This is a genomic window from Nostoc sp. PCC 7107 (assembly GCF_000316625.1).
Lineage (GTDB): Bacteria > Cyanobacteriota > Cyanobacteriia > Cyanobacteriales > Nostocaceae > Nostoc_B.
Genome location: NC_019676.1, coordinates 2,259,067 through 2,284,467, shown reverse-complemented (window position 1 = coordinate 2,284,467; position 25,401 = coordinate 2,259,067). Strand labels below are relative to the sequence as shown.

The 25,401-nt window shown below is 39.3% G+C and carries 21 protein-coding genes and 1 pseudogene; 15 read left to right on the top strand and 7 right to left on the bottom strand.

The window, feature by feature from the left end:
- The first annotated feature begins 317 nt into the window (after positions 1-317).
- From hisC to NOS7107_RS09810, 7 genes are all read left to right on the top strand, one after another.
- On the top strand, positions 318-1,379 hold the full coding sequence (gene hisC / locus NOS7107_RS09835) for a histidinol-phosphate transaminase (protein WP_015112821.1): 1,062 nt from the start codon (positions 318-320) through the stop codon (positions 1,377-1,379).
- A gap of 225 nt (positions 1,380-1,604) precedes the next feature.
- Complete coding sequence (locus NOS7107_RS09830) at positions 1,605-2,345, top strand: trans-aconitate 2-methyltransferase (protein WP_015112820.1); 741 nt, start codon at positions 1,605-1,607, stop codon at positions 2,343-2,345.
- A 13-nt stretch (positions 2,346-2,358) separates the two neighbouring features.
- On the top strand, positions 2,359-2,799 hold the full coding sequence (locus NOS7107_RS09825) for a GNAT family N-acetyltransferase (RefSeq protein ID WP_015112819.1): 441 nt from the start codon (positions 2,359-2,361) through the stop codon (positions 2,797-2,799).
- On the top strand, positions 2,789-3,253 hold the full coding sequence (locus NOS7107_RS09820; RefSeq protein ID WP_015112818.1) for a cupin domain-containing protein: 465 nt from the start codon (positions 2,789-2,791) through the stop codon (positions 3,251-3,253). The genes NOS7107_RS09825 and NOS7107_RS09820 overlap by 11 nt, the downstream gene beginning before the upstream one ends.
- A gap of 69 nt (positions 3,254-3,322) precedes the next feature.
- Entirely contained in the window at positions 3,323-3,922 is a 600-nt protein-coding gene (locus NOS7107_RS09815) for a hypothetical protein (RefSeq protein WP_015112817.1), read from the top strand.
- Positions 3,923-4,315: 393 nt separating this feature from the next.
- Positions 4,316-4,459, top strand: a complete 144-nt coding sequence (locus tag NOS7107_RS28545; protein WP_015112816.1) for a hypothetical protein — start codon at positions 4,316-4,318, stop codon at positions 4,457-4,459.
- Positions 4,460-4,573: 114 nt separating this feature from the next.
- The gene (locus NOS7107_RS09810) at positions 4,574-5,344 is read left to right on the top strand and encodes a pentapeptide repeat-containing protein (RefSeq protein WP_015112815.1); all 771 of its coding nucleotides are present in this window, start codon (positions 4,574-4,576) and stop codon (positions 5,342-5,344) included.
- Here NOS7107_RS09810 and NOS7107_RS09805 read toward each other — a convergent pair.
- From NOS7107_RS09805 to NOS7107_RS09795, 3 genes are all read right to left on the bottom strand, one after another.
- Positions 5,333-7,084 (bottom strand): FAD-dependent oxidoreductase, encoded by a 1,752-nt coding sequence (locus NOS7107_RS09805; RefSeq protein ID WP_015112814.1) that lies wholly within the window; start codon positions 7,082-7,084, stop codon positions 5,333-5,335. The two genes, NOS7107_RS09810 and NOS7107_RS09805, sit on opposite strands and share 12 nt — an antisense overlap.
- A gap of 109 nt (positions 7,085-7,193) precedes the next feature.
- Complete coding sequence (locus tag NOS7107_RS09800) at positions 7,194-7,589, bottom strand: type II toxin-antitoxin system VapC family toxin (RefSeq protein WP_015112813.1); 396 nt, start codon at positions 7,587-7,589, stop codon at positions 7,194-7,196.
- A complete protein-coding gene (locus tag NOS7107_RS09795) occupies positions 7,589-7,933 on the bottom strand; it encodes a type II toxin-antitoxin system ParD family antitoxin (RefSeq protein ID WP_015112812.1) in 345 nt (114 codons plus the stop codon). The genes NOS7107_RS09800 and NOS7107_RS09795 overlap by 1 nt, the downstream gene beginning before the upstream one ends.
- A gap of 164 nt (positions 7,934-8,097) precedes the next feature.
- Between NOS7107_RS09795 and gatB the strand changes: the two genes are divergently transcribed.
- The 8 genes and pseudogenes from gatB to aroF all read left to right on the top strand — a co-directional run bounded on the left by gatB (position 8,098) and on the right by aroF (position 14,780).
- On the top strand, positions 8,098-9,597 hold the full coding sequence (gene gatB / locus NOS7107_RS09785; RefSeq protein WP_015112811.1) for an Asp-tRNA(Asn)/Glu-tRNA(Gln) amidotransferase subunit GatB: 1,500 nt from the start codon (positions 8,098-8,100) through the stop codon (positions 9,595-9,597).
- A 644-nt stretch (positions 9,598-10,241) separates the two neighbouring features.
- Positions 10,242-11,555 (top strand): bifunctional ornithine acetyltransferase/N-acetylglutamate synthase, encoded by a 1,314-nt coding sequence (argJ, locus tag NOS7107_RS09780; RefSeq protein ID WP_015112810.1) that lies wholly within the window; start codon positions 10,242-10,244, stop codon positions 11,553-11,555.
- A 146-nt stretch (positions 11,556-11,701) separates the two neighbouring features.
- The gene (locus NOS7107_RS09775) at positions 11,702-12,016 is read left to right on the top strand and encodes a type II toxin-antitoxin system RelE/ParE family toxin (RefSeq protein ID WP_044500695.1); all 315 of its coding nucleotides are present in this window, start codon (positions 11,702-11,704) and stop codon (positions 12,014-12,016) included.
- Positions 12,017-12,019: 3 nt separating this feature from the next.
- Positions 12,020-12,223 carry a hypothetical protein gene (locus NOS7107_RS09770; protein ID WP_015112808.1) on the top strand — a complete coding sequence of 68 codons (204 nt, stop codon included), beginning with the start codon at positions 12,020-12,022 and terminating at the stop codon, positions 12,221-12,223.
- 218 nt (positions 12,224-12,441) lie between these two features.
- Positions 12,442-12,618, top strand: a pseudogene (locus tag NOS7107_RS27750) (gamma-glutamylcyclotransferase); the annotation flags it as partial.
- A 76-nt stretch (positions 12,619-12,694) separates the two neighbouring features.
- The gene (gene rpsO / locus NOS7107_RS09765) at positions 12,695-12,964 is read left to right on the top strand and encodes a 30S ribosomal protein S15 (protein ID WP_015112806.1); all 270 of its coding nucleotides are present in this window, start codon (positions 12,695-12,697) and stop codon (positions 12,962-12,964) included.
- A gap of 12 nt (positions 12,965-12,976) precedes the next feature.
- Positions 12,977-13,444, top strand: a complete 468-nt coding sequence (locus tag NOS7107_RS09760; RefSeq protein WP_015112805.1) for a PAM68 family protein — start codon at positions 12,977-12,979, stop codon at positions 13,442-13,444.
- Positions 13,445-13,721: 277 nt separating this feature from the next.
- Positions 13,722-14,780 carry a 3-deoxy-7-phosphoheptulonate synthase gene (gene aroF, locus NOS7107_RS09755; RefSeq protein WP_015112804.1) on the top strand — a complete coding sequence of 353 codons (1,059 nt, stop codon included), beginning with the start codon at positions 13,722-13,724 and terminating at the stop codon, positions 14,778-14,780.
- A 259-nt stretch (positions 14,781-15,039) separates the two neighbouring features.
- On the opposite strand, the gene NOS7107_RS09750 is transcribed toward aroF, so the two are convergent.
- The 4 genes from NOS7107_RS09750 to NOS7107_RS09735 form a co-directional block, all read right to left on the bottom strand.
- Positions 15,040-15,462: a peptidoglycan-binding protein gene (locus tag NOS7107_RS09750; protein WP_015112803.1), complete on the bottom strand. Its 423-nt coding sequence runs from the start codon at positions 15,460-15,462 to the stop codon at positions 15,040-15,042.
- Positions 15,463-15,558: 96 nt separating this feature from the next.
- Positions 15,559-17,829 carry a hypothetical protein gene (locus NOS7107_RS09745; protein WP_015112802.1) on the bottom strand — a complete coding sequence of 757 codons (2,271 nt, stop codon included), beginning with the start codon at positions 17,827-17,829 and terminating at the stop codon, positions 15,559-15,561.
- A gap of 152 nt (positions 17,830-17,981) precedes the next feature.
- On the bottom strand, positions 17,982-19,373 hold the full coding sequence (locus NOS7107_RS09740) for a malic enzyme-like NAD(P)-binding protein (protein ID WP_015112801.1): 1,392 nt from the start codon (positions 19,371-19,373) through the stop codon (positions 17,982-17,984).
- Positions 19,374-19,882: 509 nt separating this feature from the next.
- Entirely contained in the window at positions 19,883-25,273 is a 5,391-nt protein-coding gene (locus NOS7107_RS09735) for an ATP-binding sensor histidine kinase (protein ID WP_015112799.1), read from the bottom strand.
- Positions 25,274-25,401: the final 128 nt, after the last annotated feature.

The following is a 25,401-nucleotide window of genomic DNA, read 5'->3' as shown; positions in this document are numbered from 1 at the left end:
ATATTGCTTCCATTTGCTCATAAAAGTACCTTGGTTTATTTGCAGTTTGAGATTTTTCTAGAGTTAGAATTCCCAAAAAAAAACAAAAACTTGCGGAAATTATAAGAATTTGATTTGATTCCTAAAATTATTTCTGTGGTGAGGGAACAGAAAACGAAGAACGGAGAACAGGAAAAATCTGATTCATCTTGGTGCTTGACGGCAAATCTAAAAGGCTCATTAATGAATATCAGAGCCTCATTAATCTAGCTCCGACATTCATTCACAAGCTAAAATACTTGTCTGCTCGTTTCTTCCTTGTCGCTTTCTTCGCCGCTATGACCAATTTCTTCCGCGCCAATGTTGATGCAATGGCTAGTTACGTTCCTGGTGAACAGCCAAAACGCGGTACTAAAGTCATTAAACTCAATAGTAACGAAAATCCTTACCCTCCCTCACCTAATGCTTTAGCCGCACTACAAAAAATTGACGGTGAGTGGTTGCGGCGTTACCCTGAACCATTTGGCGACCAGTTTCGCCACGCGGCTAGTCAGGTTTTAGGAGTACCCAGTGATTGGATTATTGTTGGTAATGGCAGTGATGAAATTTTAAATGTCGTCATGCGAGCCTGTACGGAACCGGGACGCAAAGTTGTTTATCCGACACCGACTTATGTTTTATATCGTACCCTGACGGAAATGCAGTCGGCAGATATTATCGAAATTCCTTACACGGAAGACTACAAATTACCAGTCGCAGAGTTAATTGCTGCTGATGGTGCTGTAACATTTATTGCTTCGCCTAACAGTCCTTCTGGTCATGTTGTCCCTAGCCCAGATTTAGAAAAACTCGCCAGTCATTTATCTGGGGTGTTAGTCATTGATGAAGCATATATAGATTTTGCCGAAGGCGATGCCTTAGCTTTGGTCAAAGAATATGAGAATGTGATAATTATTCGCACCTTATCTAAAGGTTATTCATTAGCGGGTTTGCGCTTGGGTTTTGGTATTGCTCAACCCAAACTATTGCAGGGATTATTTAAGGTCAAGGATAGTTATAACATTGATGCGATCGCCTGTACAGTTGCCACAGCCGCCATCACCGACCAAGCTTATAAAAATGCTTGTGTAGCCAAAATTAAAGCATCTCGCACCCAACTCACCAGAGAATTTCAACAATTAGGCTTTCTGGTTTGGGAGTCTCACACCAACTTTTTACTCGTCCAGCCACCCCAACAAAACGCCGAGTATCTCTATCAAAAACTCAAAGAACAACAAATTCTCATCCGCTACTTTCCCCACCCTGGACTACTAGATAAACTCCGCATCACCATTGGTACAGATGAACAAAATCAAATATTGGTCAATGCCATTAAGGCATTAATTTCAACAAGAATTTAGATATAACTGTAGTCGCATAGATGAGGATATCCTGAAAGCGTGAATAACAGGAGTAGTAATATTTTACTTCCTGCCTCCTGCCTCTCCGCAGTCGCTACAACGGGGAGCCACTGCGTTGGGCGGCTCTGCCGACTTGAAGTATGTGGTGTGGGAACCCCCGCAACGCGCTGCTCTCTGCCTTCTGCCTCCTGCGATAAAATAAATTGCTGAAACTCAGGTCTCTATATGAGTGAATGGTACAAAGAAGACCTCGCCTTTATCCATGATGATGGTTTTCGGGATTATGCGCTCAAATCAGCCCCAGGTATTCTGGAAATTTTCAATAAAAACAGAATTAACTCAGGTTTAGTAGTGGACTTGGGTTGTGGAAGTGGATTATGGGCAAACGAACTCGTCAAGTTTAATTATCAGGTATTAGGCGTTGATATTTCCGAGTCGATGATTGCGATCGCTCAAAAAAGAGTACCCCAGGCAAAATTTTATCTTGGTTCAGTCTTTAAAATTGCCATTCCCCCATGTCATGCGGTCACTTCCATTAGTGAATGCTTGAGTTACTTATTTGATGCTGACAACAACCGCCAAAACCTGATTCAGCTATTCCAGCGCATATATCAAGCATTAACCCCTGGTGGTGTGTTTATCTTCGATATTGTGGAAGCAGGACAAATTGCAGTCGGAAATAAAACTAAAAATTTTACCGAAGGCAAAAATTGGCTGGTATTAGTTGAAAAAGAAGAACTGCGATCGCAAAACATTTTAACCCGCCGCATCATCACTTTTCGCCAAGTCGGAGAATACTACAGACGGGATGAAGAAATACATTATATGCAATTATACCGAGCCACCCAAATAGCCACAGACTTACGCAAAATCGGCTTTCGTGTACAAACAACTCGCAATTATGGTAGTTTTTATTTACCAAAAGGAAATGCGGCATTTATAGCACGTAAACCCTTTCCTGATTAAAGATAGTTTTCCAATGACTTACAAATTTATTGACACCCTCACAGAAAAGCAAATTTATCAATTAGTAGAGTTATATAAAAACGAATTCTGGAGCAAACAGCGTACATATCAAGATGTTGCTAAAATGCTACAATCTTCAGATATTATTTTAGGCTTGATAGATAATAATGAACAATTAATTGGGTTTACTCGCGTTCTCACAGACTTTGTGTATCGAGCAATTATTTACGATGTCATAATTAAACCAGACTATAGAAAAAAGGGGCTTGGTGCTAAGTTAATGGATGCAATTGTGCATCATCCCCAATTACATCAAGTCGAACAAATTGCGCTTTACTGTTTGCCAGAAATGATGCCATTTTATCAGCGTTGGGACTTTACCTCAGAAGTTGGCAATCTTAAATTGATGTATCGATATCACCAATCATATAAGGATAAAATACATGATTATTAGTCCAGATAATATTCCCAGCCGCACAACTTCAATTTACCCAGAGAAATTTCAACATCTCGTTGCGGGGAGAGTTAAAAAAGCGTTAGGTAATGCCGCCGGATTAAAAAATTATGGGGTAAATTTAGTCACCCTAGCACCTGGAAGTTGTTCGGCTTTAAGACATTGGCATACTCGGCAAGATGAGTTTATTTATATTATTGAAGGTGAAGCAACCTTGGTTACTAACGCCGGAGAGCAAATTCTCACACCAGGAATGATGGCGGGTTTTCCCGCTGGCGAAGAAAACGGACATCAACTAGTCAATCGCTCTGAGACAATAGTAATTTATTTAGAAATTGGGGATAGAACACCGGATGATGAAGCTTACTATCCAGACGATGATTTAATTGCCAAAGCAGGTGTAAATGGTGAGCGAATTTTTACGCAAAAAGATGGAACTCTATATGAGAGTTGAGGCTACTGAATAATGTGCGATCGCATTCAAATCACCACAACATCTTAGCGAAATTATCAGGTAATTCTCATGGCTTATAGTGATTTTAGCTTAACTAAATTTAAAAAAGATTTTCAGATTAATATTCATGAACAAAATGATTTATTTTCTAATATTTTACCTATACAAATAAGTGATAAGTTAATAAATATTTTAGAGGAAACAACAGAGTTGGCATTAGCTATTAATACAGAAAAAGCTCGCTCAGAAATGATTATTACCCCTATTTTATTAGAGGTAAGACGTAGTGCTGATTGCCAGGTAAGTTTATTTTCTGGCACAGATTTTAATGTTGATAATGACAAAGGTCTAAATGGTTATTGTGATTTTGTCATCAGCCGTTCTAAAGAACAGTTAACAATTAATGCACCTGTAATTATTATTGTTGAAGCCAAGAATGAAAACATTAAAAATGGATTAGGTCAATGTATGGCAGCAATGTTAGCGGCTCAGATATTTAATGAACGAGAAGGCAATAATATTAAAACCATTTATGGAGCAGTTACAACGGGAGATATTTGGAAATTTTTGAAGCTAGAAGGTACAAATTTATTTGTTGATTTAAATAACTACTATATTAAAGAATTAAATAAGATTTTAGGGATTTTAATTCAAGGAATTCAAGGTTAACAGCAAGGGATCACATTTAGATATACTTAAATTTATTACTCACATAAATTATAGCATTTCCTAATCTGCTGAAGTACTAAATACATTGCTAATAAAATTAGGCAACCTCTGCGTAACAAAGTCCTGATGAGATTGGTCATAGCAGCGATACTTTGTTCAATCTAACGCTTCATTTGACTTAACGACAGCTTTACCAGTTAGTTTAATACGGAGATGAAAAGCGATCGCTTCACCAGTTATTTTCTACCTGTTGTGTGATCAGCATCACACAAAAACCAGATATACATCATTGAGTTTTAAGTAAGTCTGACATAGCCTTTGGGGTAAATTATAAATTATACTTACCGATAGTATAAGTTTTGATTATTTTGTGGCGGATTGGGGGAGAGGATAATGCTAGAGAAACTCTTACTTGCAACTATTTTAACATTGGTCTTACGTTTAATTGCAGAGATAGGTTGGTCTGCTCCCAGCAATACAAGTCAAAAAATTGATTTTTATCAGCCAGGAGAATTTGCTGTTATGCAAATTCATTAACTAATCTAGGCATCTACTGAGGGCAAATTGCTCAAACTCTTCATATCATAGGCTGAAGTATAAATTTATAGCCTAATTTTGAGTTTTGAGCAGCAAATATTGCCACACCCAAGTATGAAAAGCCCAATTTTAGCCACAATTATATTTGTCGCCGCCATCGGTGTTAGCTCAACTGCCCAAGCAGCTAATTCAGAACATCTGAGACAGTTATTAGCCACCAAAGAATGTCAGAACTGCGATTTGACTGGTGCAGGGTTAGTTTTAGCTGATTTATCTGGGGCGAATTTGAGTGGTGCAAATCTCACAGGTGCAAATCTCAGCCGTGCTAATTTAACGGGTGCTGATTTACGAGGTGCAAACTTAAGTGGTGCAGGATTATTTGGCGCTAACTTAACAGAGGCGAAATTTAACGGGGCGAATCTTGCCGGTGCAGATTTAAGAAACACTTATTTAGGTAATGCAGAATTTACCAAGGCTTACCTACAAGGAGTTAACTTTCAAGGTGCTATTGGTATCCCATTACAAGTCGCTACACCAGAAGAGTTTTATGCTTGGGGAATAGCAGAAGGGCAGAAAGGCAATCATCAACAAGCAATTAGTTACTTTAATCAAGCTATCGCCGCTAAACCAGAATACGCAGGCGCTTACTTAGCTCGTGGTATTGCTAAATACCAATTATTTGACCGTCAAGGTGCTTTTGCAGATGCCCAAATAGCTGACAAGCTATTTACTACCCAACAAAACGGCACTGGAACCCAAACAGCCCAGGCTTTTATAAAAGAATTGCAAACACCGTACAAAGAAAATGTTACTACAGGCAAAGCAAGTTTCTTCGACTTTGTAAGTGGTATTGGCTCAGTTCTGCTTCAGTTCTTACCCTTCTAATTTATCAACTAATAACCAATTACCAGAGTGATTTGGCCTTCCCCACACAGTAATCAATTGTTCATGTACAGCAATTTGTAGCTGTTCATCTATGTGCGATCGCAAAGTTACTAGTTGCCAAGTTTTTCCTTGTTCAGCAGTTGGTTCAGTAATTAAAAGTTTGTAATTTTGCTGATCTATACGTTGGAAAATGCCTGTAAAACATTCACCATCTGGTATTACTACTTTATCAACTGAAGATATCCGAGGGCAATTACCGCTTACAGGATAATTTTGAGGATTATCTAAATAATAGAGTTGCGTGGACAACCATTGTGGATGATGAGGGGAAAAATCTAGATTAAATAAAGGTGCGATCGCCGCAGGTGCTTGTTTATCTTGTAATAATGCTTCTTGTAAAACCCTAACTGGTAAATCTCGCGGTTGTACACCCAACTCCACGCACATAGCAGCAGCCATCCCAGCCGCTTGACCGATACCCATCACTACAGGTTGTAATCTTGTTGCACCATTAGCTATGTGAGACACAGAAATATTTTTTTCACACACTAATAAACCGTCTGTAGTTGCCGGAACTAAACAATGATAAGGAATAGTAAACGGCGTTCCCGTCCAGCGTCCCCCCCAGCGAATAGATTTAGGTTGCAGCGGTAAATCAAAGCCTGGATAATGATGGTCGTTGGCGTAGTTACCAATAGCCACTGCATCTGGAAACAGAGATGCAACTTTACCTCCAGGCACAGGTAAAATATCTTGTTCCAGAATTGTTGTGAGTCCTACTAAACGGAGACTTTCACGGTAATAGGGATGTAAGGCAAAAGCTGTCTCAGCCCAAGGGAAAATTTTCTCTGCCAAACCATAGCGGCGACCTAGCTGATTTTGGATAAAATGAGCGAAATTTTGACTTTGCCAGCGACATTCTTGGATAAACTCAGCTTTAGATGCTTCTGACTCTACCAAACGCCCGACACCTTCACCGTAGTCATTCCCTTTGATGGGCCAGTTAATCATAAAGCGATCGCCTGGCAAGCGTCCATAATTCAAAAACTTCTCCGCACCATAATTTTCCCAAGCACCATCAAATAACCCTGGATTATAATTAGGCGCAGCCGGAATTTCTGGTGCAACGGCATCACCAAAATCTTGCATAATTACTACCCAAGTTGGGGACTGTACTGGATATTTCTCTGTCAGCGCATTACAACTAACTGGGGCGCTGGGTTCTCCCCATTCACTTTGTAACTCCCAACCCCAACGGCAAGGAATTTCCGCCAACGCCAATAAATCGCCTAACTCTGTACCATCAAGAATCACCTTGGCTTGCACAGTAAAATCAGCAAACCGTACACCAGTAATACAATTTCCCTGTTGTAAAACTTCCAATGGTACCTGTCCAGAAATCCATTGCAGATTTGCCAACTCTTTCACCCAATCTGCAAAAATCTCCGCCCCCACAGCCGGATTGTAACTAAAAAAACTCACCCAACTATTATCTAATCCTCCTGGTTGGCGATGTCGTAACTCTTGTAAAAACGCACCCCATAACCCAGTTTGCCAAGCAACTAACTCATTCCCATCTGGTGCAGACACTCCAGCAGCAGTCAGCATTCCCCCCAGCCAAGCAAACTCACTCACCAAAAGCGTTTTAATACCCCTTCTGGCTGCTTGAATCGCCGCCGCCGTTCCCCCAGTTCCCCCGCCTACAACTAAGATATCAGTTGTATATATTTGATGAGTCATAGTTTATATTTGTATATTGTTATCATTATTCTTTGCTACAAAGGTGAAAAGAGCAATAAAATAAATGCTGAACAATATAGAGATAAATAAAATAATTATTAATTTATATCTAATTGTTTAACCAATTCTCTAACTGTAAGTTGGGAATATTAACAAAATCTTTGATGTTATTAGTTACAACAATATCATTACGAGAACGAGCAACAGCAGCAACTAAAGCATCGACTTCGCCAGTTAGTTTACCAATCTTTTTGAGCTCACTTTGAATCTTGCCAAATTCACAAGCTGCATTTATATCAAATGGTTCTATTGGTAATAGGTCAATGAACTGCTGTAAATCTTCTAGATTCTTGGCTACTTGTTGAGAATAGTAAACACCTTTATAAAGTTCTGCAACTATAATTGTGGATAGATAACATTGACCAAAATAGAAATTAAATTTTTTTACTGCTTGGGTATCTGCTTTGAGCAGCGCAATGCAAATATTAGTGTCTAACAGATACACTAGTCGTTATCCCGATTATCAATTGAGTCTATGCTTCTACCTTGATAAGTATGGCGTTGCTGGTCAATTTCTGCAAATATTTCTGTTAAGTCTGGTTGATTTTTCCACGCTCCAAATAATTTATTTAATTTAGCTAATTTCTCTTCTGCTGTTAAATCTAATTTTGATTCAGCTATTGGCTTTTCAAGATTTTGCAACTGAAGTAAGCGTTTTTGCTTCCACTCGCGCAGTGCTTCACGAATTACCTCACTGCTAGTTGCATATTCCCCTGACTCTACAGCATTACGAACCAAAGCTGCCATTTCTGGAGTCAGAGCTACGCTAATTTTTTCGACGTTAGGCATGGTGATACATTCTTTTTGCTCTATAGTAGCAATTTTTCCTACCGTCTTGCATACTTGCAGCGATATCTCTCAACAAGCCCTTCCATCTACGCATCAGAGCAAGAAATCGTCAAGGCGAGGCTAAAATAGTAATCTACGTGTAAATTGGTCGAACTTTTAATCTTATGACTTCTGCTACTCCAGTCAAAACTGAGTACGAAGCGATTATTGGTCTAGAAACCCATTGTCAGCTAAGTACGAATACAAAAATTTTCTCTAGTAGCTCTACGGCGTTCGGTGCTGATCCAAATACTAACATTGACCCCGTGTGTATGGGATTACCTGGAGTTTTACCCGTACTCAACGAAAAAGTTCTAGAGTATGCAGTGAAAGCCGGTTTAGCATTGAATTGCCAAATCGCCAAATATAGCAAATTTGACCGTAAACAGTATTTTTATCCTGATTTACCGAAAAATTACCAAATTTCTCAATATGATTTACCGATCGCAGAACATGGTTGGATCGAAATTGAGTTGGTAGATGCTGATGGTAATCCTGTCCGCAAACGGATTGGGATTACTCGCTTGCACATGGAAGAAGATGCAGGGAAGTTGGTACACGCGGGAAGCGTTGGCGGAGCCTCTCGGAACGAGACTCGCCTGTCTGGTTCGAGCTATTCTTTAGTAGACTACAACCGTGCAGGTGTACCGCTAGTAGAAATTGTCTCGGAACCTGATATTCGTTCTGGACAAGAAGCTGCGGAATACGCCCAAGAACTACGCCGGATTATGCGTTATCTCGGTGTGAGTGACGGAAATATGCAGGAAGGATCGTTGCGTTGTGATGTTAACATCTCCGTCCGTCCCATCGGACAAGAGAAATTTGGCACGAAGGTAGAAATTAAAAATATGAACTCCTTCAACGCCATTCAACGAGCCATTGAATACGAAATTGAACGCCAAATCGCCGCTGTTGAAGCCGGAGAACCTATTATTCAAGAAACCCGGTTATGGGAAGAAGGCGCACAACGCACAATTAGTATGCGGGTTAAGGAAGGTTCTAGCGATTACCGCTACTTCCCCGAACCAGACTTAGCCCCCATTGAGGTAACCTATACTCAATTAGAGAACTGGCGCAGCGAACTACCAGAACTCCCCGCCCAAAAGCGTTATCGTTATGAGACTGAATTGGGACTTTCAACCTATGATGCGCGAGTCTTGACAGAAGAGCATATCGTATCAGAATATTTTGAAGCAGCGATCGCATCTGGCGCAAATCCCAAAGCAGCTGCAAACTGGATTACTCAAGATATCGCCGCATATCTCAACAAGCAAAAACTCAATATTAATGATATTGCTTTAACCCCTGCTAACTTGGCTGAAATAATTACCCGCATTGAAACTGGGAAAATTAGCAACGCCCAAGCTAAAGAAAAATTGCCAGATTTACTCCAAGGTGTGACTCCAGAAAAAGCTTTTGCCGGCCAAGAACTCATCACTGACCCCAGTATCCTAGAACCAATTGTCGATGAAGTGATTGCCGCTAACCCCAAAGAACTAGAAAAATACCGTAACGGTAACACCAATCTCAAAGGCTTCTTTGTCGGGCAAGTGCTGAAAAAGACCAGCAAACGTGCTGATCCGAAGTTAACTAATGAACTGGTGGAAAAAAAGCTGAATGCCTAGTTTGATTGCCAGTAAATTCTTACCCATCAGACATTTTCTCTAGTTTCTATTCAGTAATTTCTTTACCGTATATTTACTAAAATCACAGCTTGCTAAGTAATAACCCTCACAAATAAAAGGCTATTATTTGCTTAGTAGATGCACCTAATGATTCGGAGAGTTGCCCTAGCTTCTCTCCTTATTTTTTAACTAGGAAGTTATGTTTCTATCACATTTGAAATCTTTATTTGGTAAGCAAAGCAATTAACTTAGCCAGTTTATTTTCTGAAGCAAGTAATTCAAGCCATCAAAGCAATCAAAAATGATTCAAGACAACCATAAACATCAATGTGCATTTTTAGATGTGACACAGGGTAGTAACTAAATTTACCATTTTCATCTAAAATTCTATGTCTAAGTATTCTACGGATAAAATCTTAATAATATTTATACAAAAAAACAAATAATGGGTGATACTCCTCATGGCAAAAATGATATGCTGTGTTAAGTAGATGCACCCTGATGATCTGGAGAGCTGCTCAAGTAGCTCTCCTTTTTCAATAAAAATAGGGCGTAGAAAATAGGCAAATGACAATTGACTATTGACTGTTGACTATTGGTATAATCGCCAGTCAAGCCGCTAATATTTGTGGGGGAACGTAAAAATGGCAGACTGGCAAGAAATTACTGGTGGTGTGACTGCGCCTAAAGGATATCGAGCCGCAGGAATCACCGCAGGATTAAAACCGTCGGGATTGCCAGATTTAGCTTTGATAGTATCTGATGTTGAAGCGATCGCAGCTGGTGTATTTACCACTTCTCAAGTTAAAGCCGCCTGTGTAGATTATTGCCGTCAAATTTTACAAGCCAAACCTAGCGCTCGTGCTATTCTTTGCAACGCCGGACAAGCCAACGCTGCTACAGGTAGTCAAGGTGTACGTGATGCTAATGAAAGTGCGGAGTTATTAGCCAAAGAATTAAATATTGACCCAGAATTGATTTTGCTGGCTTCCACTGGGGTAATTGGAAAACGCATCAAGATGGATGCTTTACGCAGTGGGATTCCTAAATTAGTAGCATCACTTTCCGAAACAGGTTCTGATGCTGCTGCTGGCGCAATTATCACTACAGATTTAGTACCAAAATCCATTGCTTTAGAAACAACTATAAATGATCGCCCAGTCCGCATTGGTGGTATTGCCAAAGGTTCCGGGATGATTCACCCCAACATGGCAACTATGCTGGCATTTGTCACCTGTGATGCGGCCGTTTCTCCCCATCTTTGGCAACAAATGTTGAGTAGAGCCGCAGATAAAAGCTTTAATTCCATTACCGTAGATGGCGATACTAGCACCAACGATAGTTTAATTGCCTTAGCCAATGGTCAATCTCGTACCCCAGCAATTACCGAGATGGGTGCAGAAGCCGAAAAATTAGAGGCGATGTTAACAGCAGTATGCCAGCATTTAGCTAAAGCGATCGCGCGGGATGGTGAAGGTGCAACCTGTCTGGTTGAAGTGCAAGTTACAGGAACTCATGATGACCTCGCCGCACGACAAATTGCCAAAACCATTGCAGGTTCATCCTTAGTTAAATCTGCAATCTTTGGGCGTGACCCCAACTGGGGACGCATCGCCGCCGCCGCGGGACGTGCAGGTGTACCCTTTGAGCAGGATAACTTGCAAATTAAATTAGGCGATTTCCTACTATTAGAAAATGGTCAACCGTTGCAATTTGACCGCGCCGCTGCCAGCGCATATTTAAAACAAGCAGCCAGCGATTATCCTGTTGCAAATGTAGTGGCTACTAATAATAGTAATGATTTATCGGGCGATGTTCGCAGTAACATCAAAACTCAACGCTTAGACAATCCCGTAATTATTGCCGTCAGCGTTGGTAATGGTTATGGTACAGGTAAAGCCTGGGGTTGTGATTTAAGTTACGACTATGTGAAAATCAACGCCGAATATACAACATAGCTAAATCAGTCTTCCTTGTAACAGAGAAAAACAAAAAGTGCGTTATTTTATTTCCTTAGTATAGTCATGAAAATACAAATTTCATTATCAAAAATAGACTAGTGTGGAAAGTTGAATTTCATGAGGGTTTTGAATCAGAATTCGATATGTTACCTGAAGATGTAAAAGATGAACTACTTGCTAAAGCCAGGTTATTGGAAGAATTTGGCTCTCAACTTAAGCGTCCTCATGCAGACACCCTCAATGGCTCTGAACACGACAATATGAAAGAATTACGTTTTAATGCTGGTGGCGGTGTTTGGCGTGTGGCTTTTGCTTTTGACCCAAGAAGACAAGCCATTTTACTTGTAGCAGGTGATAAATCAGGGATTAGCCAGAAACAATTTTACAAACAATTAATTAAAAAAGCTGATGCCCGATACAACAACCATCTTCTAAAATTAGAACAGGAGGATTATTAAATAATGGGCAAGAGTTTAAGCGATAAAATCAAAGAACTTCCATTAGAGCGTCAAAAGAAAATTGAAGCACGCGCTCAAGAGTTGATAGATCAAGAAATGTACAGAAACAGAACAAGACAAATGATGTACATAATTAGAAAACCAGGTGTTTTCTCAAAGGAAGAAGTAGCAGTCCTGAGAAGAAATAAAGGACAAGTCTTAGTTTAATACTTAAGAGTTAACAGATATGCGATCGCACTTCCGGCGTTGGTGTCGGTGGGGGCGCAATCACTAATTTTTGCCTTATCTGAGTTGTAGATGGTAATTGAAGCAGTTATTTCGTTGTGAAAAATTTCGATAAACTACGGTTGCTCTATCGAAATACAGTTGTATACTTTATTTTTTGATGGTAAAATTTTACCTGTAGTTAATACTTCTAGGGATAGATGAGTAACCAAATTGGACACTCAGGCTACAATTGGGTGCAATCTCACAATCCTGCAAAGCTAGATTTGAAACTGCAACAAGAGTTACCAAAAGAGCCAGCATTCTATTATTTCGCCTATGGCTCGTGTATGTGTCTGGTGGATTTAAAGCGATCGCTTGGAGAAAATACTCACCCTTCGACATACAGCTGAATGGCTGTGATATCATGGGAGACTGCTGCATATATTTAGAAAAATTAGAAATTAATCGATCATGGCTCTGACGCAACAGCGCAAACAAGAAATAATTACCAATTTCCAAGTTCACGAAACCGATACTGGTTCCGCTGATGTGCAAATTGCAATGCTGACCGAGCGAATTAATCGCCTCAGCGAACACCTCCAAGCTAATAAAAAAGACCATTCTTCCCGCCGGGGCTTATTAAAGCTAATTGGTCATCGTAAGCGCCTGCTTGCTTATCTCCAACAAGAAAGTCGGGAAAAATATCAAGCTCTGATTGCTCGTCTGGGTATTCGTGGATAGGGACTACCGCTTATGTCTGCTGAAGAACCTGAACGCAGTCGTTTGCCTTTTGAACCGAACAAAAAACGCCAAAAACCTGTAAAAGTTCAGAAAACTCCCATCAAGTCTAATACATTGGAAACGTCAGCCAGCCAGAAGTCGCCATTTTCCAAAGAAGAGATGGCCATTCCCCAAGTGGTTAGCCACCGGATGATTCGGCGGGTAGCGTTTTTTTGTGGTTTCCCCACAGCTTTGGGGATTACTACATTAATAGTTAGCTATCTACTAGCTACCCAAACCCAAATTAAATTAGCTCCTATTGCCGTTTTGCTGGTCAATATGGGGTTATTTGGTTTAGGTGTATTAGGCATTACTTACGGCGTTCTTTCTGCCTCTTGGGATGAAGAACGACCAGGAGGTTTAATCGGACTCAGCGAATTTACTACTAATTGGGGTCGGATGGTAGCAGTTTGGCGCGAAACTCAGCAAAAAAACGTCTGATAATTAGCGCTCACGTATTCAGATGACTCCGATATTGGGTAATTTTACAGTAAATGTTGAAGTTAAAGTTATATAACTTCAACATTGCTAATTAAAAAAACATACTATCTAAAATTAAACCCAATATTTTGTAGCTCTATGACTGAGCGCTTGATTTTTTTATACTTATAAATGTTAATGTTTCATCATTAAAAATTACACTAAATACTGAGAAGTACGACAATCATAGTTAGGCTTATTTGTTTGATATTTCACTCAACTAATCAGGTAATTTAAAATGATCGTAGTCATGAAGATTGGTTCCCCAGAGGCGGAAATCAACCGCATTGACGAGGAACTAACTAGCTGGGGACTAACACCAGAAAAAATTATTGGTAAACACAAAGTCGTAATTGGTTTAGTAGGGGACACCGCTGATTTAGATCCCTTACAAATTCAAGAAGTTAGCCCGTGGATTGAGCAAGTATTACGGGTAGAGCAACCTTATAAACGAGCTAGTCGTCAATTCCGTCATGGCGAAGCGTCGGAAGTGGTGGTGAATACCCCTGATGGTGCAGTGACATTTGGTGAACAACATCCTTTAGTGGTTGTGGCTGGCCCTTGCTCGGTAGAAAATGAAGAAATGATTGTGGAAACAGCACAGCGAGTCAAAGCCGCAGGTGCTAAATTTTTGCGCGGTGGTGCATACAAACCCCGGACTTCGCCCTATGCTTTTCAAGGACATGGTGAGAGTGCGTTGGATTTACTCGCCAAGGCGCGGGAAGTCAGCGGGTTGGGGGTAATTACAGAAGTAATGGATGCGGCAGAACTTGATAAAATTGCCGAAGTTGCCGATGTTGTCCAAGTAGGGGCGAGAAATATGCAGAACTTCTCCCTGCTGAAAAAAGTCGGCGCACAACCAAAGCCAGTGCTGTTGAAACGCGGAATGTCATCCACCATTGAAGAGTGGTTAATGGCGGCTGAGTATATTTTGGCGGCGGGAAATCCCAATGTGATTTTGTGTGAGCGCGGTATTCGCACCTTTGACCGCCAGTACACCCGCAACACCCTAGATTTATCGGTAGTGCCAGTATTGCGGAAATTGACACATCTGCCGATTATGATTGATCCGAGTCATGGTGTTGGCTGGGCAGAATTTGTCCCAGCAATGGCGATGGCGGCGATCGCATCTGGTACTGATTCTCTCATGATTGAGGTGCATCCCAACCCGAAAAAAGCCCTCTCCGACGGGCCACAATCTTTGACACCAGAGCGTTTTGACCGCTTAATGCAAGAGTTATCTGTAGTTGGCAAAGCTGTAGGACGCTGGCCACAACCCGCTGCGGCTTTGGCTTGAAGCAGAATTCAAAAGTCAGCACAATTCAAGAAGGGTAGGCATTAATAATGTCCACCCTTCTTGACTAGAATTATCTATTTTTGCATCACTGGATAGATTTATTCAGCAGATTCCTAGGGAACAATCCCGCCGCACTTACCGCTTATGCCGGAAAAGTGGAGTAAAAACAAGCTCTCGCCACAGGTTTTCGTAGATATGGAATAATTAGTAGAAGCGATCGCAAATTTAATTTCTTAAAAGAAAACAGAGAACGAGTGAATTAGATTAATTGTTTTGCTACGCGATCAAGATTTTTGCGAATTTCTAAGGTGGCGACACCAGTTATCATTCCTTCATCCTCAGATGAATATTGGGCGGCAAACTTTTTAACTGCGGCTACAGTTCTTGGCCCATAAAAGGGATGATCTTTGGGTAAATCTGCTTTGACAACTACATTCAACTCATATTGCAGAATTCTGATGACTTCTTCTGCTTTCGCCATTGTTTTTGGCCCGACTACACCATCTACTAGTAGTCCATAATCTGCCTGAAAGTTTTTGATAGCTTGTAAAATTTTAATGGTTGTTAACTGAGAATTATCTTTACTAACCGGAAACCCTTTTGACGCAGCTGCAAAATCTTGAGCTAGATATCCTAATCCAAATAAAATCGAACGGAATTGAGCATTGGTGTAGGTAATCATATTTACTAAAGCTCCAAACTTAGGCTGCAAGATTTTGTTACTGAGTAATTAGGTTTTATCCATTAACATTAGCTACACCAACAATTGATGAGATTCCTAATCGAACAAATCATCATTGGGTTGCAGCTGAGTCTCAAACCGAGAATAAACCAGTTCTGTTGTATACCAGGAAGAGAACCAGTATAAATCTTGAATGACTTTACTAGCAAGACTTTCATCTGTCGGTTCAAACTGCACTAATGCTAAATTATTCATTCCTACTACTTCTTTTCCATCTTGAAACCACTTGGAGCGCCAAAACATTAAAAATTGTAGCGATCGCCACTTAGCCTTTTCTGGTCGATTCCAAGGTGCGATAAAACTTAACACATCCGTGGCTAAGTCAACAGGGCGGGTTTTTTGTCGAGGAATCACCTCTAAAGCACACCGCCAATCAGGCTGGCGCGACTGTCGGCGGTGCCATTTTTTAGCTGAAATTTCTACCATATCCACTGGATGATTCCAACCCAACCAATACCGCAGTTTCTCTGGTAACAGCCAATTTTTCAATTTTGTATGAATTAACCGCGTCAGTAATTCTTCATTTTTTAACGCGCTACAGGTTAATTGTACCAACACAGATGCGGAGGGTGAATCAACATTTTTATGAGATAAACGCACCACAGAACTATAGTGAATATCTCCCGACAAGACAATAACTTGTTGACGTTGAGCGAATAATGTGGCGAGAAATTGAGCTAGTGCTTCTGTATGAATATTCCACGCATCACCCACATCTGTAGAAAAAACTTTCTCATTTTGTAAGTGCCAATGGTGAACCCAATCAATAACTTTTAAACCAAATACATTGGTAGGTGCAATGACAAATGTAGTGGGAATATTGGTTGTTTCTTGTAAAGGTGTCAGCAGTTGTTGTTTTAAAGCTTGGGGTGATAACAATCTGGGTGGGGCGATGGGTTTTTGGTCGGCTGGATAACCCCGCCAAGTCCGGGTATCGAGAACAATTACTTCATGAATTGGGCTGCGAATGGTGTAATGCCAATCGAGGGATTGAGGATGTCGTGCCAGAATTAATACTGAACCATCTTGGGCAAAGGTTGGTAAGTCTGTGAGAGAATCGGTATCTGGCAGACCAACATAAAGAGCGATCTCTTGATCAGCATTCACATCTGTTCCGTGGGAAGCTGACCAAATTTCCGCCGCCGCCAACAATTTTTCCCCAGCTTGACCAAAGGTAAATTGTTCAGGTGTATTTCCCCAAGCTTGAAACACACTATAAGCTAATAAAGCATTCTGCACTACCCGCCGCCCTAAAGGTTTGCCCAAAACGCGTAAACACCAAGCTTGATTTAAATTCCAGTCATCGCTAACATCGTGGTCATCAAAAATTGTGTAAGTGGGAATATTTGCCAAAGCACGCCGCACTTTTCCCAAAGTATAAATGAATTGTTGTAAATCTTTGACTTCTCGATGCCAGTTTTTGATACCTTGGCGATCGCTAGTTACTTCTTTTCCTAGGGGAAATTTCCGTGGCCAACACACAGGTGACCAAGTTAATAAATAAGCTGCGTAATACTCCCCCAAACTGAGCAGGTGACTGTTAACTTTACTGTATTTGTTATGTAATCCGGCAGTGAAACCAGCTTGTTCAGTAGCAATTTCTGCCCTTTGTCTGGTGGGTAATTGCTTGGGAGTGCAATAAATCGGACTCACAGGTAATTTTTCTTCCCAACCCAGCAAGATATCACCCAAATGAGTCGCTACCCACAATGAAGGATCAGCAACATCATCGCCATAAATTTGGTCGCCAGTGAGAAACAATTGATGGGGGCGGCGTTGGGGTTGACTCGCTGTATTGGCAATTAAACCGTCTAAAATTGGTAAGGCATCTAGCCCATGACCATGCGGTTTCCGACAAGAAGCGTGGACAATTTTTAAATCTTGCAGACGACTGGGAGATAGAGCAAACGTTGGTTTTTGATGGTCAAAATAACTGATACTATCGGCGGCAAAATTCTGAGAACTTAATGCTTGGGATAGAGTTTGCTGTTCTGCACCACAGACGAATTGTAAGTCATAGGCATAGATGCGATCGCTCACCAGATGATTTCCATCTTGACATTGAGCCGTTACTGCCACAACATGCAGATATTCACCCAAGGCAACTGTAGCGCGTTGCCCAGCAAACAAATAATTTCCTAATATTGCGCCATTATTGCTTGTTTCATAAACCTTTAGTTCCACCTGACAAGATTGCTTTAAGGCTATCCATACCGTCACGGCTGTTGATTCAGTATGTTGTAGCATTGGCCCTGCCAAAATTAGCGGTAGTTCTGCGATGAACTCACTTCCAAAAGGATACTGCATGAGTGAATTTTATCTGCGTGTATCTGTCTTTAAAAGTTTTGCGCCGGGAAACCCGAACGCGCAAACTTTTCGCTGCGTACATCTGCGGTTAATTGATCTCTACTGTCTTTTTCTGGGAGATAGGCAACTTGCCTATCCCACAAAAATTATACTCAACTCTTGGCAATACCTTCTTCACGGGCTGCCCTTTGTACAGATGCCGCTACAGCTGGGGCGACACGCGCATCAAACACAGAAGGAATAATATGTTCGGGATTCAAATCGGCTGGGTTGACTAAAGAAGCGATCGCACTAGCAGCTTCTAAATACATTTTGGTAGTGATTTCTTTAGCGCGACAATCTAAAGCCCCGCGAAACACTCCCGGAAAAGCCAACACATTATTAATTTGATTTGGGTAATCGCTGCGTCCAGTCGCCATAATCGCCACAGTTTTGCTAACCAATTCTGGCTGAATTTCGGGAATCGGATTGGCCATTGCAAACACAATGGGGTCTTTAGCCATTGCTTGTACCATTTCTGGTGTTAAAACTCCTGGTGCGCTGACACCGATGAAGACATCTGCACCTTGCATTGCGCCAGCTAAGGTACCTTGGGCTTTGACTGCGAATTCTTGTTTTTCTTCGGTCAAATCTGTGCGGCTAGTAGACAGAATACCTTTGGAGTCACACATCAAAATGGTTTGCGCCCCAGCTTTTCGCAACAACCGCGCGATCGCCACACCCGCCGCACCCGCACCATTAATTACAATGCGGATGTCTGCCATTGATTTGTGGACTAATTTGAGAGAATTGTATAATGCAGCTAAAGTCACAATTGCTGTCCCATGTTGGTCATCATGGAAGACCGGAATATCTAATTCCTGACGCAATCTTTGTTCTATTTCAAAGCAGCGCGGTGCAGCAATATCTTCTAAATTCACACCCCCAAACACAGGTGCAATCTGCTTGACAGCCTGAACAATCTCATCGGTATTTTGCGTAGCTAGGCAGATTGGAAAGGCATCGATGCCAGCAAATTCCTTGAATAGCATAGCTTTACCTTCCATCACAGGTAAAGCCGCCGCCGGGCCGAGATTGCCCAATCCTAAAACAGCACTACCATCAGTAACAATGGCAACAGTGTTTTGTTTAATTGTCAGATTATAAACTTCCTCTGGATTTTCGGCAATCGCTTTACAAATCCTCCCCACGCCGGGAGTATACGCCATTGCTAAATCAGAAACACTTTTAAGAGCGATACGACTGGTAATGCTAATTTTGCCACCACGGTGTAAGTTAAAAGTGCGATCGTAAACATCTAGCAATTTGATGTTTGGTAGTTCTTTGATCGCTTGGACAATAGTTTCAGCGTGTTCTGTACTAGCAGCATCAACAGTAATGTCGCGGGTAGATTCTTGACGGGTTTGCTCAATTAAATCTATTTGACCCAGATTACCACCACTGGTAGCGATCGCCTGTGTCACTGATGCCAACATCCCCACGCGGTTGGGAATCTGCAACCGTAGGGTCAAACTAAAACTAGAGTTAGGAGTCAGGTCTGCCATTGTGATTTTGCAATAGTAAATTTTAGATCTTATATTGAATCGCTGAGTAAAAATCTAGACTGAAACTAAAATCTTATATAAACTAAAAAGCGATCGCATTGATGGGTTGTCAGTGTGATCGCTTTAATTTTGGTTCCGCATTTTTACACCAAGAACCCTATATTACACAGCTACTTGATGGCTATAGTAATACAAAAGTAATTTATGAGAATTCAGAATTTACCTGAGTGCGACGGGTAGATGAATGAGCGATCAAAAAATTTACAATAAAAAAGATACTTCTAACTCAAAGTATCTTTAAAGTTAATCACTGAGTATCAGAGCAATAATAAAGGGTTTTAAAATTGGCAATTTTCGGATATCATCTTAGTAGATATGTATCTATAGTAACAAAATAATATCCTCTAGATTAAAACAAAGTATTAATTCTTTACATTAAATAGGGCTATAGGAAATCACTGACTACAGAAATAAAGCAAGTTTTCTGCCCACTCTGTGGCTAATTTTATTTATAGTGGTAACTGGATAATAAACTCTGTTCCTTGCCCAGATACAGAATTCACCTCAATACTTCCACCATGTTTTTCAATGATAATTTGACGAGCGATCGCTAATCCCAAGCCAGTTCCTTTACCTACTGGTTTGGTTGTAAATAGGTGATCAAAAATTTTCTGCTTAACTTCAGGAGTCATCCCAACACCATTATCTTTAATGTAGATTAATACACTTTTATGCTCTTCATTAAGTTTGGTAGTGAGCATAATGCGATTGGGATGAGCTTTTATCTCATCTATATTGCGTCCTATATTGGACTCTTCCAAAGCATCAATAGCATTGGCTATTAAATTCATAAATACTTGGCTAAGTTGACCAGGAAAACACCGCACTAGTGGAATGTCGTCATAATTTTTGACAACTTCAATTGCGGGACGAGCTTGTGAAGCTTTCAGGCGGTGCTTGAGAATTAAAATTGTACTATCAAAAATTTCATGAAGATTACAAATACTTGGTTTTTGAGTATCGCCTCTGGAGAATGTACGCAAACTGAGGCTGACATCATAAATACGATTGATTCCTTCTTGCATCGAAGCAATTAGTTTAGGCAAATCTTCCCGCACATATTCTACATCTACATCACGCAAAGTTTTTGTTATTTCTGGGGCAGGTTGAGGATAATAGTTTTCATACAAGTCAATTACTTTTAATAAATCTTGGATATATTCACTTGCAGGTTTTAAATTGCCAATAATAAAGCCGATGGGATTATTAATTTCATGCGCTATACCTGAAACTAAATTGCCCAAAGTAGACATTTTTTCACTCTGTACTAATTGCAGTTGCATTTCTGTGAGGTCAGACAGGGAAGATTCTAATTGTTTGGCGTAATTTTGAGCTTGCTGATATAGCCGAGAGTTCTCTAAAGAAATGGCTGCTTGAGATGTAATTAAATTCAAAACTTTGATATTTTCTTTCGTGAATGCACTAGCAATGAGTTTGTTTTCTAAGTACAAAATTCCAATAAATTTACCTTGATAGAAGATAGGATTACATAATATTGAAATTGGTTTGTGCTGCTGAATATAAAGATTTGATTGATAATTAGGCTCTGAAAGAACATCATTGATCACTAAAACTTCTTGCGTTCTAGCAACGTATTCAATTATAGGTACTGGAATATCTTTACTTGCTTTTACCGGAGTTGATTGCAAAATAATCGAATTGCTATCTATACTATTAACTGCTTCTAGGAATAATTCATTATCTTTAAATAAAATCAGACAACCCTTTTGAGCAGCAGCATTTTCGAGAATTATTTGCAAAAGTTTTTCTAGGAGTTTATCTAGCACTATTTCGCTACTAATTGCTTGTGAAGCTTTTAGGATTGTTGCTAAATCTAAAATCCCATCGTTGTTACTTGTTGTTCCTGAATAGTTGATTTTTGTTGTGGCGATTGTTCGGGTAACATCTATTTCTGATTGCTTCCAATTTACACTACGAATAATTAAATTATTATAGTGTTCATCCAAGTATTGAATTTTCGCCATAGCTCCCCAATGAATATAACCATAATAAGCTTCAGTTATGTACATTTTGGCAATTTTTTCTTTACCAAAATCTATATAACATTTAGCTGCTAGTTCATTAGCTAAAGCTTCTTCAGCGACATAACCATGCTTCTTTGCACCCGCAATAGCACAATCATATAAGTCTATGGCTACTTGAAATTTACCTAATACTCTAGCTTTTTCTGCTTCTACTAGCTCATATTTATGTTGGAAGTTACATGATGCTTGTATAGACCATTTTTTCATTTTCTGTTGATTAGCTGTTACCTGTTTTAAATATTGCTTCTTTTGTAAAGGTAAAGCCTGATTACACAGTGCTGTCAGAGCTAAAGAATGATAAAAATTATTAGCAGTATAAATTAGTAATCCTACGTTGTCAGCATGAGTTTTTTCAGCTAATATGGCATTCTCAATTGCTAGTGCATATTCGTCAAATAAATAACATACTATGGTTTTGCATCCATAATAAAATCCTTTAAAAGAGTAATTTTTTAATAATTCTGCTGCCATTGTAATTTCATCAAAAGCCTCACCAATTAAAACAGCTTTTTGCGATGACTTTCCTTGCAAATTTAAAGCTACTTGTCTGAACATACTTGTAGCTACCCCTAGAGATTGCAACTTTAATTTCTGCATTAAATCAACATAGCCAGATATTTTCTTATCTACAGATTCCAAATTTTCTCCAGAAAGTAAAGCATGATAACCTGCAATTACAGCACAATAACCAGCATTTTCGATATTGCCTAATTCTAATCCACTCTGCATCCCTTCTAAAAGTGGTGGAATTGTATCTTTCAGATGTTCTTTATAAAAGCTAATCGTTCCATTATTGACAAAGTAAACAGTCGCTTTGATCGAGTTATCATTCATATTTGCCAGTAAATCTACTGCCAGCTTACCCAATTTATATCCTGTTTCAACTTGGTTAAATTTATCAGTTAAAATAGTTCCATAAGCTGCATAACCGTAAGCTGAAACAGGTGATTTACCATATTTAATAGATAATCTCACCATCGCTAATACAGATAACACAAATAGAAAAGAGCCTGCCTGACTAGCTGCTGGCACAATTTGCAATAAAATTTGCATCGCTGCTAGTTTATCAGGATCAGACATATCAGGTAACAAAGCTAACTTTTCAATTGGTTTACCTATTAATGCTATTTTTGTCTCTATTAAGGCTAATAGAACATGTAATTGTGTAGGGTTATTTGGTAATATTACACCTAATTCTCTCAGGGCTTTTACGCCAATTTCTAAAACTTCTGGCATCTGATTTTGTGCCATGTAAGTTAGCATTTTTACTTCATATAGCTTCACCTTGTCTAGAATATTATTGGCTCGATTGACAGCAATATTTCCTAAATGATTAGACTGTTCAAAATCACCATTTAAATACTCTATCTCTGTGGTTTCAGTATATAAGTCCAAGGTTAATTCATAGTATTTTTGCCAACTATCTGCTATTAACAGCTTTAACCCTATATTCAAATATTTCGCAGCCGCCTCATAAGCAGTAGCCGCTTTTGCTTTTTTACCAGCAAGTAGATTAAGTTTGGCTAGTTCATACTTTTGTGATTGTTGAGTTAATAAATCCCAACCAACATTCAGTTGATTAACAATATCTAAAATATTTTCTGACAATAATTCAGCAGGTGTCTGTTCTAGTAATAAACGACCTATTCGTAAATGAGTTCCTTGTTTTTGATTTTCAGGAATTAACGAATAAGCAGCTTGCTGAATGCGATCATGTAAAAACTTATAACTAATCTGTTTGGAATCAAAAGTTAATTTAACAGATTCCTCCTGTTCAAAAACTAAGGGTATGCGATAAGCATCACTCAAAGGTAGAATTAGTCCACATTGCAATGCTGCGTACAGATCACTTGCCGTAGTTGCTGGTGATTTACCGCTGACAATAGACAGAATATCTAGAGAAAATCTATTACCAATACACGCAGCTAGTTTCAATATTTCTTGTGTAGCGATCGGCAGGTTTTTAATTCTGCTGGCAATTAATTCTACAATGCGTTTATCAATAATCCCAATTGTTTGGATTTTGTCTATGTCCCACTGCCACAAACCAGTATTAAAGTCAAAATTAAATAAATTTTCTTGATGTAATACGAGTAATAACTGTGTTAAAAAAAATGGATTGCCTGCTGTTTTATTGTAAAGTAAATCTACTAATGGGTTGATTTTATCGGAATTTTCATTCAGTGTATCAGCAATTAATTGATGATAGTTATCAATAGATAGAGCTTGTAAAACAATATCCTGAACAAGATTATGGCTTTTATTAATTTCGTCTATTTTCTGGATTAAAGGATGTGTAATTGTAACTTCATTATTTCGATAAGCACCTATTAAAAGTAAATATTTAGTTTTCTGGTCAGTAATGAGTAATTGTATTAACTTGAGGGTAGCTGAATCACTCCATTGCAAGTCATCTAAAAATATTACCAAAGGGTGATCTTTTGTGGCAAACACGCGGATAAAGTCTGTAAAAACACGATTAAAGCGATTTTGTGATTCTGCTGCACTTAGTTGAGCTACTTCTGGTTGTTTACCAATGACTAATTCCACTTCTGGAATTACATCAATAATGACTTTTCCATAGGACTTAACAGCTGCTAATATTTTACGCCGCCATATTTCAAACTGAGTATCATCTTCTGTAAGCAATTGCCTCATTAATGAACTAAAAGCCTGAATCAATGAGGCATAGGGAACATTTCGTTGAAATTGGTCAAATTTACCACTAATAAAGAAGCCTTTGGCACGAGTGATTGGTTTATTTACTTCATTCACTACAGAAGATTTACCAATTCCTGAATAGCCAGAAACTAAAATAAGTTCACGCTTGCCTTGACTAACTCGCTCAAAAGCTTCTAAAAGTGAATTAACTTGACTTTCTCTGCCATAAAGCTTTTGAGGAATTAGCAATTGGCTTAAAATATCTAAACGACCAGGAGTGAAATTTGAGATTTCACCTGTTGTTTCTAACTGTTCTTGACATATTTCTAAATCTGCCAACAATCCTTTAGCTGTTTGATAGCGGTCTTCAGCATTTTTTGCCATCAGTTTCTTTACCAGAGACGAGATAGCACTAGGAATTTCGGAGTTTAATAATCCAATGTCTGTAGGTTCTTTAGCAATATGAGAGTAAACTAACTCTAGAGGATCATTACTTTGAAAAGGTAACTGATCGGTAAGCATTTCATAGAAAGTCACCCCAAGAGAATAAAAATCACTTCGATAGTCAAGGTTGCGGTTCATTCTCCCGGTTTGTTCCGGGGACATATATACAAGAGTGCCTTCTAGTTGGTTGGGGTTAGCGAGTTGGGTTATTTCTTTATCTAAACGTGAAGCAATACTAAAATCAGTCAGTTTGACAAGCCCAGTTTTTGGGTTAATGATGATGTTAGCAGGTTTAATATCTTTATGAATAATATGGCAATTATGTACTGATACTAGAGCTTTTGCTAGTTGAATGGCAATGCTCATAAAACTCTTTAAATCTTGTCTGCTTTGACTTAGCAGTTGTTTCAAAGAGTAGCCATGAATATCTTCAAAGACGATCGCTAAGCGATTTTTGTGGGTTTCAAGTCTTAAAACTTTAACGACACCTGCTAAATTCAGGTTTTCTGTAATTTTGTATTCATGTCTCAGACGCGCGATCGCATCTATGGAAGGATAATCTGCTTTCAAGACTTTCAAAATGCTCGGTTGTTTGTCATACTCTGATATGGCGCGATAAATAATTGTGTCATCTCCTTCATGGAGTATTTCGGTTAATTCATACCCTGATATTAAATCAACTGTTAGCATTTTCATTCCCTTTGTGAATAAACAAAAAATAGTTAAAAAAATTAACTATTTTTTTATTGAGTTACAAATTAAAGATTTTGATACTTTAGTAAACTTATTTATTTATGAAGTTGAAATATCTAGATTCC

Coding starts and splice junctions, on each gene's coding strand:
- hisC (WP_015112821.1), top strand. CDS start 318: ATGACCAATTTCTTCCGCGCCAATGTTGATGCAATGGCTAGTTACGTT.
- NOS7107_RS09830 (WP_015112820.1), top strand. CDS start 1,605: ATGAGTGAATGGTACAAAGAAGACCTCGCCTTTATCCATGATGATGGT.
- NOS7107_RS09825 (WP_015112819.1), top strand. CDS start 2,359: ATGACTTACAAATTTATTGACACCCTCACAGAAAAGCAAATTTATCAA.
- NOS7107_RS09820 (WP_015112818.1), top strand. CDS start 2,789: ATGATTATTAGTCCAGATAATATTCCCAGCCGCACAACTTCAATTTAC.
- NOS7107_RS09815 (WP_015112817.1), top strand. CDS start 3,323: ATGGCTTATAGTGATTTTAGCTTAACTAAATTTAAAAAAGATTTTCAG.
- NOS7107_RS28545 (WP_015112816.1), top strand. CDS start 4,316: ATGCTAGAGAAACTCTTACTTGCAACTATTTTAACATTGGTCTTACGT.
- NOS7107_RS09810 (WP_015112815.1), top strand. CDS start 4,574: ATGAAAAGCCCAATTTTAGCCACAATTATATTTGTCGCCGCCATCGGT.
- NOS7107_RS09805 (WP_015112814.1), bottom strand. CDS start 7,084: ATGACTCATCAAATATATACAACTGATATCTTAGTTGTAGGCGGGGGA.
- NOS7107_RS09795 (WP_015112812.1), bottom strand. CDS start 7,933: ATGCCTAACGTCGAAAAAATTAGCGTAGCTCTGACTCCAGAAATGGCA.
- gatB (WP_015112811.1), top strand. CDS start 8,098: ATGACTTCTGCTACTCCAGTCAAAACTGAGTACGAAGCGATTATTGGT.
- argJ (WP_015112810.1), top strand. CDS start 10,242: ATGGCAGACTGGCAAGAAATTACTGGTGGTGTGACTGCGCCTAAAGGA.
- NOS7107_RS09775 (WP_044500695.1), top strand. CDS start 11,702: ATGTTACCTGAAGATGTAAAAGATGAACTACTTGCTAAAGCCAGGTTA.
- NOS7107_RS09770 (WP_015112808.1), top strand. CDS start 12,020: ATGGGCAAGAGTTTAAGCGATAAAATCAAAGAACTTCCATTAGAGCGT.
- rpsO (WP_015112806.1), top strand. CDS start 12,695: ATGGCTCTGACGCAACAGCGCAAACAAGAAATAATTACCAATTTCCAA.
- NOS7107_RS09760 (WP_015112805.1), top strand. CDS start 12,977: ATGTCTGCTGAAGAACCTGAACGCAGTCGTTTGCCTTTTGAACCGAAC.
- aroF (WP_015112804.1), top strand. CDS start 13,722: ATGATCGTAGTCATGAAGATTGGTTCCCCAGAGGCGGAAATCAACCGC.
- NOS7107_RS09750 (WP_015112803.1), bottom strand. CDS start 15,462: ATGATTACCTACACCAATGCTCAATTCCGTTCGATTTTATTTGGATTA.
- NOS7107_RS09745 (WP_015112802.1), bottom strand. CDS start 17,829: ATGCAGTATCCTTTTGGAAGTGAGTTCATCGCAGAACTACCGCTAATT.
- NOS7107_RS09740 (WP_015112801.1), bottom strand. CDS start 19,373: ATGGCAGACCTGACTCCTAACTCTAGTTTTAGTTTGACCCTACGGTTG.
- NOS7107_RS09735 (WP_015112799.1), bottom strand. CDS start 25,273: ATGCTAACAGTTGATTTAATATCAGGGTATGAATTAACCGAAATACTC.